Source organism: Coleofasciculus sp., assembly GCF_046539235.1.
Classification (GTDB): Bacteria; Cyanobacteriota; Cyanobacteriia; order Cyanobacteriales; family Coleofasciculaceae; genus Coleofasciculus.
Genome location: NZ_JBKHHI010000214.1, coordinates 1 through 11,244, shown reverse-complemented (window position 1 = coordinate 11,244; position 11,244 = coordinate 1). Strand labels below are relative to the sequence as shown.

The following is an 11,244-nucleotide window of genomic DNA, read 5'->3' as shown; positions in this document are numbered from 1 at the left end:
AAGCGTGAAAAAGCCTATTTGCCTTACACGGAAGATGATTTAGAGCAGGATTCACCAGGGATTCGCAATGTTATAACTCAAGAATAATTACTCCTATTTTTGAGATAAAAAGCTATAGAAAAAGAGCGAGGCTTTGAGAGAATTTCAGGTTAAACGAAAAAATGTGTGTTGTTTTACGCTATTTAGTCACAGATTAAGACTATTAGGATTGTGGGATTGAGTCAAGATTCGGCTATCTCTACTCGCCAAATCGGGTGATTGGTCTGATAATTGTTGAGTAATATAAAGAGAAAGCTAAAATAGGGAACTGTATCCCAGCCACTATTTTTTTGTAAACACTTGAACGAGAGGGAGATTCTAGCCTTGTCTGTCGAAACAATTGAAAAGCGTTCAACATCAACTGTTCGGAAACCCGCACCTCGCTATCGTGTTTTGCTCCACAATGATGATTTCAACCCGATGGAATATGTGGTGCAAGCCTTGATACAGACGGTGCCAAGTTTGACTCAGCCGCAAGCGGTCAATATTATGATGGAAGCCCACAACTCAGGAATTGCTCTAGTCATCACCTGCGCTTTGGAACATGCAGAGTTCTACTGTGAAACGTTGAAGAATCACGGCTTAACCAGTACGATTGAACCGGATGAATAGGGAGACGTAAGTCCTGAAAATTTTAAGACAAAACCTCCCGAAATTGGCACAATACCCAGCACCTATGCGGCTGGGTTTGTTTGTTCTTACCTTAGGGTTATTTTGGTTACCGTTAGCTGCGCCAATCTACCTTTTGGTCGATGACTCAAACCTAGTCACTATTCTGACGATGGCGCTATTGTTTGGGGAATTTCTAGGGCTACTAAAAGTTTGGGGACGGTTCGTTTATGGAGAACCTCAACTGTTAAAGCAGTATGGGTTGTACTCCTCTCGGCGTAATGGAATAGACTTGCTCAATGGGTTAAGTATTGGGCTGTTGTTTACCCTGAGTTTGTTTGTGTTAGAGGGGGGATTAGGATGGCTGAATTTTCAACCTCCTCCAGAACAATTGGGGCGGATTATTTTAGAAGGATTGGTTAGCGCTTTGGGTATTGGCTTAGCGGAGGAGTTAGTGTTTCGGGGTTGGTTATTGGATGAGTTGGAGCGAGACTATTCTCCTAAAATATCTCTTTGGGCAGATGCGCTAATTTTTGCCACACTGCATTTTCTCAAACCTATCACAGAAATTATTCGCACGTTACCGGGATTTCCGGGGTTAGTGCTGTTGGGATTAACTTTAGTTTGGGCAAAACGAGGACAAGGGCGTTTGGGTTTACCCATTGGTTTACATGCGGGGTTAGTTTGGGGTTATTACATGATTAATGTGGGACAACTGGTGCAGTATTCGGGTCAAGTGTCTCCTTGGATAACCGGAGTAGATGGTAACCCGATCGCGGGAGTCATGGGGTTAGCCTTCTTGATGGTGCTGGCGTTTTGGATCAGGGCGCGGGCTGTGAATTAAGCGATCGCGCCCTAGTGCCCCAGTTGCTCCTATTCTATGCCCGTCCGTTAATCTTCATCTAGAGCATCATCTTCCTCGTCGTCATAGTCATTATCCTCGACACCCATCAATTCAGTGATTTCCTCTTCATCATCGCCGCTCTCCTTCTCGCTCGGATCACGCGCCAGCAGACGATTCGTTGATTCTAACCACTCTAAAACTGAGGTTTCACGTTGAACGGCAATGACTGGAGCCAGTTGCTCACGAGATTCTTCACGCAAAGAAGGATTATACATAATAAATTTCAGTAAGTCGATAAAAATGATACCATATTTAACGGTGGATTGTCAGGACTACAGATGGTTAGCAAAGCCACGTTATTAGAAGCGATCGCGGGAAAAAATCGGGGGCTGTTGGCAACGGATACTGAAAAAACAGCAATTTTGGCAGCCGTTGCCCAATTAGAAGACCGCAACCCTACGCCACGTCCACTGGAAGCGCAGGACTTACTGGAAGGTAACTGGCGATTACTCTACACAACCAGTAGCGATTTGTTAAACCTAGGTCGGTTTCCCTTGTGGCAATTGGGTCAAATTTACCAATGTGTTCGCACCGCCGACGCGAAAATTTATAATATTGCCGAAGTTTCCAGCTTGCCTTACTTAGAGGGAATTATCAGTGTAGGAGCGCGGTTTGAACCCGTTTCCCAACGCCGCGTTAATGTCAATTTTGATCGGTCGGTTGTCGGATTAAAACGCTTAATTGACTATAAATCTCCGACTAACTTTATCCAGCAAATTGAAACGGGTAAAAAATTTAAGGCGCTTGATTTTAACATTGAAAGTCGAGAGCAAAGGGGCTGGTTGGAGATTACTTATCTCGACGAAAATCTGCGGATTGGACGAGGGAATAAAGATAGTGTATTTGTCCTTACCAAACCATGAATGCTCAAAGTACGGCGGTTTCCCTAACTCGCTTATCCCAAGGACAACTCAATCTGTTAGAAACCTGTCCGCGTAAATTTCAATATATTTATGTGGATCAGTGCGGAAGTCCTGTTTCACCGGAACAACAAGAACGTTTGACGTGGGGAAGTTACTTTCACCTGTTGATGCAACAACGAGAACTGGGATTACCTATAGACTCGTTGCTGAAGGATAATCCCCAACTCAATCATTGGGTTACGGCGCTCATGGATGCAGCACCAGAGGTATTTGCCCACCCTTCTCAAACCTTTCGGGATGCTGAACATTGTCGCACGGTAACGATGCAAGGCTATTTACTAACAGTTATTTACGACTTATTTATTGAAGACGAAAAAATCGCCCAAATTTTCGACTGGAAAACTTATCCTCTACCGACAAATCGTCATCGGTTAGCCAAAGACTGGCAAACGCGCTTATATCGATATGTTTTGCTTCAAACCAGTGATTATTTGCCTGAGCAGATTTCGATGACGTACTGGTTTGTTAAGTCTCAACCCCGTCCCCAATGTCTTACGTTTGCCTATGATAGAGTACAACATGAGAAAACGAGAGCGGATTTAACTGAGTTGCTGACTCGGCTATCCGGATGGTTACACCGCTATCAAAATGATCATATCCCGTTTCCCCAAGTTCCCCTATCAGCGGGTAAATGCGGTAACTGTAGCTTTGCGGTGCGCTGTCAGCGAACAGGGGAAAGTGCTGTTGGTGATGGTGATTTACTACCCAATTTGGCTGATATTGAGGAAGTATCGATTTGAAGGGAACAGGCAACAGGCAACAGGGTAATATAATTCACCCACCTCCGCACGCCGACTCCGCCACATCAACGGTGATTCCGGATAATCGTTCGTTTATTAGTAGGTATAAACATAAAGCCCTCTAACTTGACGAAGTATTGGGGTTTTAAGACTAGCGGAACTAACGATGATCTAATGGTGCAAGATCTAATGGGCTAAATGATTGTAATCACTCTCTTGAAGAAATAAATGAGTATTGCATCTCGTACAAATAATTACTAAACCAGGCTTCAGCTTCTACCTATTTACATCCAGCTCTAATTTTTAGAGAGGCTGGAACAAACTGTTTGTAAATCGGTAAGGGTTATAACTTCAATGATTACAACTAATATCTGGCTGGTCTTTACTGTTTACCTGATTTATGCGTTAATTAGTATCCCACTCTTTTTTATGACATCGGGGGGCTGGATGTCAATTTTTTTCTACATTGCCTTTGCGGGATTGTTCTATATCACCACAACAATATTTTTATTCTTTAGTGCAACGGCTCGGACTGCAAAGAGACGCACAAAGGTAAAAATAAAGGGAGGTTTTTTGCCAAAAATTATTGGGCTGCAAACCTTTGTTATTCTATTTAATTACGGAACCTGTGGCGATACGATTTGCTATCAAGGGTTTTTACCCAATCTTTTGGAAGAAGCGAGTTTTCCGGTGATTTTTACACCGCCATTTGTGGTGGTTTTGCTTGCCCTTCTGTTGTATTTGGCATTTTTGTCGATGTTTTTATTGGATGTGGCTTAAGGCAATAGAGAGCAGGGGGAGCAATGTTCCAGACGTGCCATGGCGCGTCTGGGAGCTGAGAGAAAAAACTAGAGGTATAATTAATTCTATGGAGGTTATCTAAAGACAAGACGAGATGAAACTAGGAATCGGACAGTTGACAAATAGCTTACTGTCTTTATTCCTGAAGTCAAACTGTCCATTATGCGATCGCGCCACTGATGCTGAATTGTGTCAATATTGTCAGCGTCAGTTACAGCGCTGTCAACTGAAGCATCCGAGTCAATTTTGGCAAGGAGAGTTACCCGTGTTTGTTTGGGGACATTATGGCGGCACATTGAAACGGGCGATCGCGGCGCTAAAATATGAGAATCATACCCAGATAGCTCGTCCCTTGGGATTCTGGTTGGGTGAGGCTTGGCTAAAATCTACGGCGGCGCGACAGAGGAAACATTTAACTGTAATACCCATTCCGATTCACCCCAGCAAACGACGACAACGGGGATTTAATCAAGCTGAACTCCTTGCTGAGAGTTTTTGTCAATTGACAGGGTATAACTATCAGCCCCACGGTTTAGAACGGGTTCGGGAAACTGAAGCCCAGTTTGGCTTATCGGCAAAAGAGCGATCGCAAAATCTCACGGAGGCGTTTGCTGTAGGTAAGCGTTTTGGCAAACGTCCACATCATTCACCCGTACTGATTTTAGACGATATTTACACCACAGGCGCAACCGCCCGTTCCGCCACACAAGTGTTACGCCAGCAGGGAATCGCCGTATATGGTATCGTTGCGATCGCCTCGTCTAAACAGGGACGATAGGGAAGATGGGGAAGCCGATGCATTCGTAGGGGCGACCTGCCGCCCAAAATTAACACGACCTACCGATTAATCTGATCGGGTCTAACCTACGATTTAACTTAATTGGCTAAATATTTTATAGTATAATTTTATTCCATTCCATCGCCTTTTCTTCAGCAAATATACTCAGATGCCGAATATTGGTTGTTGCAATCAAGACAGTACGTCCGGGAAATTCTTGACTCAAGAGACTCCATTGAGCGGAAATAATCATATCTGCATCAATATTTTGAGCATCCGCTGTAGGTATATGGCTTTGACGTGCCTCAGCCCAAAACTCTGCCGCCTTTTGCATTACTTCTTTAGTTAGTGGACGAAACTCAATTACATCTCGCAGATTATCTAGAAGTCTCACACCCTCACTTTTTATACGAATCAACTCTCGCCTAACTTCATAATCAGAAATTTCCGAAGCCACTACATAAACGGATCTAGACAGCAAAGAATACAGCCATTCTGTACATTCGTATACTTCATTCTTTTCCAATTCTGATACATCCTGAATTGGATTAATCAGCAATCCAATAACTCCAGAGTCTAAAACAATTATCACGTTATTATGAATTAGATTTGTTGCGTTTGTTTTCAATTTCTTCCATTCTTGCCTTAGCCCAAGCCATTGCTGCTTGATTTTTTTCTAATTGTTCTTCTGGAGTACGTCCCAATTGTTTCGGCATCCACCCTGATTCTACTTGTTCTACTAGAGCTTTTTTTTGCCTGATATCATCAAACTCTGGGACTAAAATTTTTATCGGTTGTTTCAAGCATACTGACATAAATCTAGTGAACGAATAAGAGACTTCTATTGGAATAGGTAAAAATTTATTAGCCCCTCTCTCATCCAAAGCAAATCTAACCAAATTTTGGAAAAATTTTAGCATGGCTATATCTCCTTGCTTTAAGTTATATTGCTGCAAAATAATATCTATCAATCTAAAGATATCCCCATACATATCCTCTATATAGTCCTTGTGAAAAATTTCACAGTCTAGAGAATATTCTTGGGTATTCGTAACTATAGATTGTGCCAACTCACGAAGATGTCTATAAGATAAGGATAGTTTCTCAACTTGATGTTCTGTTGGCTGAACTAAATCAAAGTAATCCTCTTGTTCAACGACGGGCATTATTATATACAAAAAGTATACAATTGCTTCACGTAAACCAGGACTAAAAATGCTACTATCAGCCCAGGATAGTAAGCGACTGCTGTGGATTGGCTGATGAGCAATTACGGAAAATCCAAATACTCTTTGATAGGCGATGAGAATGTTTCGACGTTCTGCTATAGGTACTTCCTGATAAAGAAACGGAAGTATAGGTTTTAGTTCATGAGTTAAGCCATATATTTCATATAATTGTATACTGATGTAATTGTCTTGTTTGTCTTCCATTTTGACGCTTCCTTGCCTTATCTATAGAGGGGCATTGCTGGAAAAATTTTAACAGATTACCTAAAAAACAACTACAAATAGGGAGTAAGTTAAGTAAATTGGTTTGGTAAAGATACTGGATTTGTGACGTATCGGTAATGACTTCAGGCATTGGCTAAATCTTCAGCTATGCCCACCCATAAACTTTTGTAACAAAGCCTTGACTATGGAACATCCATCCTTCAAAGTGCTAAGATAATTCAAATTAAACCGAAAACTCTTAGCGCCACTCAAAGCTGTTACCGCAGCTCTGAGCAGCTAACCCCCAAACTGCAGGAGCCAGTCTGGAAGCTAGAAGAAATACTAACACTCCTCTAGCCACTCCGACTTCTTATGGCAACTTGTGCGGGGTGGCTAAGATTTTGGGTCAATCGATTTAGGGTTGAGGATTTAGGCGTTTTTCCGGGCCAAACAGCCGAGATCGCCACAAATCCAGCATCAACTGTCCTAAATCAAGCCAACGCTACCGCAAATACCCAAATCAGGAGTGATTTACCATGTCTGAGAACTTAATCACGGCTGGGGTTGTTGATCCTCGCCAATTTTCTCTGGACGAAGTACGCCACCAAGTCGCTACATTTCTTAACATTCCCCTCCAGCAAATCGATCGCATCGAATGCTGGCAACACCAAATCTGGGTCAAGCTAGTGGAATCCCGTGCTATCTTTGTCAGTTATCGCAACTTGTCCCTTTGGATTGACGCTGGATTAGCGGCGATTGGGCGCTGTACCTCTCGTTCCCAGCTTGATGAATTGGGCGAAATCTTCCGTCGTGAACGTGACTGGTATGATCAGCATGACCAACCCGAAGCCGTGCAACCTTGGCGTCAGGCGTGGGCAAAACAGGCTGAATCCCTGAGAAACGAGGAAGAACGCCTGAAACCCATTCGCGCCCATGAGGAAGCTGCACAGGATTGGTATGGGGCTTGGAAACGGGTACTCTACTGTTGCCGAGATTTTAACCGACTTCAGGGATTAGCCGGGGAAATCAATCAACAAAGTCAGGAGTTTCAGGATTTACCTGAGATTATCCAAAAGATGCAGCAATTGTGGCATCAGCGTTGGCATGAACTATCGGGTGCGATCGCGTAAACCGTAGGGGCTTGGGAACCAAGCCCCTACCTTGTTTCCCAAGCCCCTACCAAGCCTCTACGGGTGGTGTGACTACATATAGGGTGTAGTTGAATGATGTATCCTTATATGTGGGGTAGCCAGGGTCAATCTGGATGAATCAGGAATGCTATTAGACCTGTCAGCTTACCATGAATGTGAGCGATCGCACCCCTTAACGGAATCCTTATCTCTCTTTGTCCTATGTCCTTCGTCGGTCTACATATTCACAGTGACTACAGCTTACTTGATGGCGCATCCCAGCTACCGCAACTGGTGGATCGGGCGGTGGAATTAGGAATGAGTGCGATCGCACTGACGGATCATGGGGTAATGTATGGCGCGATCGAGTTGATTAAAGTTTGTCGGGGGAAAGGGATTAAGCCGATTATCGGCAATGAGATGTATGTGATTAATGGAGATATTCAGGATAAGACGAAGAAGAAACAGCGCAAATACCATCAAGTTGTCTTGGCGAAAAATACCCAAGGCTATAAGAACCTAGTCAAACTGACGACAATTTCTCATCTGAAAGGAATCCAAGGAATAGGAATTTTTAAGCGTCCTTGTATTAATAAAGAATTACTCCAACAGTACCGTGAGGGATTAATCGTCACCAGTGGTTGTTTGGGCGGAGAAGTCCCCCAAGCGATTCTCAAGGGTGACGTGCAAAAAGCACGAGAACTTGCCCAATGGTATAAAGAGGTTTTTGGCGACGATTATTATCTAGAAATTCAAGATCATGGGTCGAGTGAAGACCGGATTGTTAACGTAGAAATGGTTAAAATTGCCCGTGAGTTAGAGATTAAAATCGTCGCCACCAATGATTCTCATTTTATCTCCTGTTACGATGTCGAAGCCCACGACGCCTTACTCTGCATGCAGACTGGGAAATTAATTTCAGAAGAGAAGCGGATGCGCTACTCCGGTACCGAGTATCTCAAGTCCGCCGAGGAGATGGCACAGCTATTTCGGGATCATTTGCCCGATCAGGTGATCCAAGAGGCGATCGCGAATACGCTGGAGGTAGCTGATAAGGTAAAACGCTATGACATTATGGGGGAACCACGCATCCCCAATTATCCCGTTCCCAAGGGTCATACCGCCGATACTTATTTAGAAGAAGTTACTTGGGAGGGATTATGCGATCGCATGGGATGTCGTTCTCGCAGTGATATTGATCCCGTCTATAAAGAACGGCTGGAATATGAGCTGAAAATGATGCAGCAGATGGGATTTTCCACCTACTTTTTAGTCGTGTGGGATTATATTAAATATGCCAGAGATCAAAAGATTCCTGTCGGTCCAGGGCGGGGTTCGGCGGCGGGTTCTTTAGTTGCCTATTCTCTGAAAATTACTAATATTGATCCGGTGCATCATGGGCTTTTATTTGAGCGCTTTCTCAATCCGGAACGGAAATCTATGCCTGATATTGATACGGATTTCTGTATTGAACGCCGGGATGAGGTCATTGAATATGTCACCCACAAATATGGGGCAGATCGGGTGGCACAAATTATTACATTTAACCGGATGACATCAAAGGCGGTATTAAAAGATGTCGCCAGGGTGTTGAATATTCCCTATGGGGAATCAGATCGGATGGCAAAAATGATTCCGGTTTCACGGGGAAAACCCACTAAGTTAAAGGTAATGATTTCTGAGAAAACGCCTACACCAGAGTTTAGAGATGCTTACTTAAATAACCCCGAAGTGCAGCGCTGGCTGGATATGGCAATCCGGATTGAGGGTACTAATAAAACCTTTGGCGTTCACGCGGCGGGGGTAGTGATTTCGTCCGAACCCTTAGATGAAATTGTTCCCTTGCAGGTGAATAATGAGGGGGCGGTGATTACTCAGTATTTTATGGAGGACTTAGAATCCCTCGGACTCTTGAAAATGGATTTTCTCGGTCTAAAAAATTTAACCACGATTCAGAAAACGGCGGAATTGATTCGCCAACATCAAAATATAACGTTAGATCTGGATCAGTTACCCCTGGATGAACGTAAGGCGTTTGAGATTGTGGCAAAAGGGGAAATCAAGAAAATACCCGATGATATAAAACAGACCTATAAGGTTTTAGAGAAAGGCGAGTTAGAGGGAATTTTTCAATTAGAATCGTCTGGGATGCGCCAGGTGGTGCGGGAGTTAAAACCGTCGAGTATCGAAGATATTTCTTCGATTTTGGCATTGTATCGTCCGGGACCTTTGGATGCAGGTCTGATTCCTAAGTTTATTAATCGGAAACATGGGAAAGAAAAGGTTGAATATCAACATCCGCTATTAGAGCCAATTTTAAAAGAAACTTATGGTACGCTTTGTTATCAAGAGCAGATCATGAAAATGGCTCAGGATTTGGCGGGGTATTCCCTGGGTCAAGCGGATTTGCTACGCCGCTGTCTGAGTGGTTCCACGGAGATTATTGATGCAGAAACGGGGCGTTTAGTGTCTCTAAAAGAAATTGCGTCCAAACCTGAGTATTGGTTGGGACGAGAGGTGTTGTCTCTGGATCAGGTAACGCAAAAGATTACTCAGCAACCGATTAGCGAAATTCATCCAAACGGGGTGCGAGATGTTTGGGAAATTACCACGAAAACCAATCGGAAAATTAGAGCGACAGGGGATCATCGTTTCTATTCACTATTAGGATGGCAGCCTCTGGATCAGTTTAAGGTTGGTAGTCGGATTGGGACGACTTTTTTGAGTCGCTATAAATGGCAAAAAGCTCAAACGTGTTATGCGGTGATAAAGAATAAGTCGCATAATCAGTCAAAACATTCAATTCCTCCAGACGTGATTTCCTTAATTGCCCAAGCGAAAAAAGCAAAGGGTATGACGTGGAAACAGATTGATCACGCTGCTGGTGTTCGACAGGGAACCATGTCTTCTGGTTTAAATTTTCAGAAAGTTCCCACTCGGAGTTTAGCGCGTCATCGAGTCCATAATTTTGCCACGGCTTTGCAGGATAAAGCACTGATGGCAATTGCAGAGTCTGATGTATTCTGGGATGAAATTGTATCGATTGAATATGTTGGTCAAGAGGAGGTTTTTGACTTAAGTATTTGCCAAACTCATAACTTTATTGCCAATGACTTTATTGCTCATAACTGTATGGGTAAAAAGAAAGTGGCAGAAATGGAGAAACATCGAGAGATTTTTATCGATGGGGCGGCGAAAAATGGTGTGGCAAAACGGATTGCGGAAGAGTTATTCGAGCAGATGATCTTATTTGCTGAATACTGCTTGAGTTATGATACACCAATTCTCACGGTTGAATATGGTGCTGTGGCAATTGGGGAAATTGTAGAAAAGCAGATTGAGTGTACGGTTTATAGTGTGGATGAGAATGGTTATGTTTACACGCAACCCATTGCACAATGGCATAATCGCGGTGAACAAGAGGTGTTTGAATATCTGTTAGAGGATGGTGCTACGATTCGGGCGACAAAAGACCATAAGTTTATGACAGATGAGGATCAAATGTTACCGATTGATCAGATATTTGAGCAAGGCTTGGAGTTGAAGCAGGTGGAGGTATTGCAACCTGTTTTTTAAGAGAGGGGAAGCCGCAGCATTAACCATCCTTAGGTTGATAGTCCATTTACAGGGGGAAGGGCTGTATTAACACACCATGCTACCGTTAAGGGCTTAGATTACCTTAGCCGCAACTGTAGCTTTTTAACTATTGTTTCTTTCTACGGAAGACCCGGACAAACCTAGCAGAGTATACAGCAGTTTGCTCTGCTATGCGGTACATTGTCGATCCCCCTCGCATCCCCGTGCAACAGAAGCTCCCGCATCCTCTGGCTTCCCCCGTGCAACAGAAGCTCCCGCATCCTCTGGCTTCCCCCGTGCAACAGAAGCTC

11 protein-coding genes are annotated in these 11,244 nt (G+C 43.6%); 8 read left to right on the top strand and 3 right to left on the bottom strand.

The features are described 5' to 3' along the window. The first annotated feature begins 363 nt into the window (after window positions 1-363). Both clpS and ACLFWI_RS18240 read left to right on the top strand, forming a co-directional pair. On the top strand, window positions 364-651 hold the full coding sequence (clpS, locus tag ACLFWI_RS18245) for an ATP-dependent Clp protease adapter ClpS (RefSeq protein ID WP_044208648.1): 288 nt from the start codon (window positions 364-366) through the stop codon (window positions 649-651). A gap of 64 nt (window positions 652-715) precedes the next feature. Beyond that, entirely contained in the window at window positions 716-1,492 is a 777-nt protein-coding gene (locus tag ACLFWI_RS18240) for a CPBP family intramembrane glutamic endopeptidase (protein ID WP_446414093.1), read from the top strand. A gap of 47 nt (window positions 1,493-1,539) precedes the next feature. On the opposite strand, the gene ACLFWI_RS18235 is transcribed toward ACLFWI_RS18240, so the two are convergent. Continuing rightward, window positions 1,540-1,767 carry a DUF3134 domain-containing protein gene (locus tag ACLFWI_RS18235; protein WP_446414092.1) on the bottom strand — a complete coding sequence of 76 codons (228 nt, stop codon included), beginning with the start codon at window positions 1,765-1,767 and terminating at the stop codon, window positions 1,540-1,542. A 63-nt stretch (window positions 1,768-1,830) separates the two neighbouring features. On the opposite strand from ACLFWI_RS18235, the gene ACLFWI_RS18230 reads away from it, so the two are divergent. The 4 genes from ACLFWI_RS18230 (at window position 1,831) to ACLFWI_RS18215 (ending at window position 4,794) form a co-directional block, all read left to right on the top strand. Continuing rightward, window positions 1,831-2,415, top strand: coding sequence for a PAP/fibrillin family protein (locus tag ACLFWI_RS18230; RefSeq protein ID WP_446410812.1), 585 nt, complete (start codon window positions 1,831-1,833; stop codon window positions 2,413-2,415). Further along, complete coding sequence (locus tag ACLFWI_RS18225) at window positions 2,412-3,215, top strand: PD-(D/E)XK nuclease family protein (RefSeq protein WP_446414091.1); 804 nt, start codon at window positions 2,412-2,414, stop codon at window positions 3,213-3,215. The genes ACLFWI_RS18230 and ACLFWI_RS18225 overlap by 4 nt, the downstream gene beginning before the upstream one ends. A 354-nt stretch (window positions 3,216-3,569) precedes the next feature. Beyond that, window positions 3,570-3,995 (top strand): hypothetical protein, encoded by a 426-nt coding sequence (locus ACLFWI_RS18220; protein ID WP_446414090.1) that lies wholly within the window; start codon window positions 3,570-3,572, stop codon window positions 3,993-3,995. 115 nt (window positions 3,996-4,110) lie between these two features. Next, entirely contained in the window at window positions 4,111-4,794 is a 684-nt protein-coding gene (locus ACLFWI_RS18215) for a ComF family protein (protein WP_446414089.1), read from the top strand. A gap of 115 nt (window positions 4,795-4,909) precedes the next feature. Here ACLFWI_RS18215 and ACLFWI_RS18210 read toward each other — a convergent pair whose 3' ends face one another. Continuing rightward, on the bottom strand, window positions 4,910-5,386 hold the full coding sequence (locus ACLFWI_RS18210; protein ID WP_446414088.1) for a type II toxin-antitoxin system VapC family toxin: 477 nt from the start codon (window positions 5,384-5,386) through the stop codon (window positions 4,910-4,912). Window positions 5,387-5,390: 4 nt separating this feature from the next. Then, a complete protein-coding gene (locus ACLFWI_RS18205; protein WP_446414087.1) occupies window positions 5,391-6,227 on the bottom strand; it encodes a hypothetical protein in 837 nt (278 codons plus the stop codon). A 536-nt stretch (window positions 6,228-6,763) separates the two neighbouring features. Here ACLFWI_RS18205 and ACLFWI_RS18200 point away from each other — a divergent pair. Next, window positions 6,764-7,357: a hypothetical protein gene (locus ACLFWI_RS18200; protein WP_446414086.1), complete on the top strand. Its 594-nt coding sequence runs from the start codon at window positions 6,764-6,766 to the stop codon at window positions 7,355-7,357. A 222-nt stretch (window positions 7,358-7,579) separates the two neighbouring features. After that, a complete protein-coding gene (gene dnaE, locus ACLFWI_RS18195; protein WP_446414085.1) occupies window positions 7,580-10,933 on the top strand; it encodes a DNA polymerase III subunit alpha in 3,354 nt (1,117 codons plus the stop codon). Window positions 10,934-11,244 lie beyond the last annotated feature (311 nt).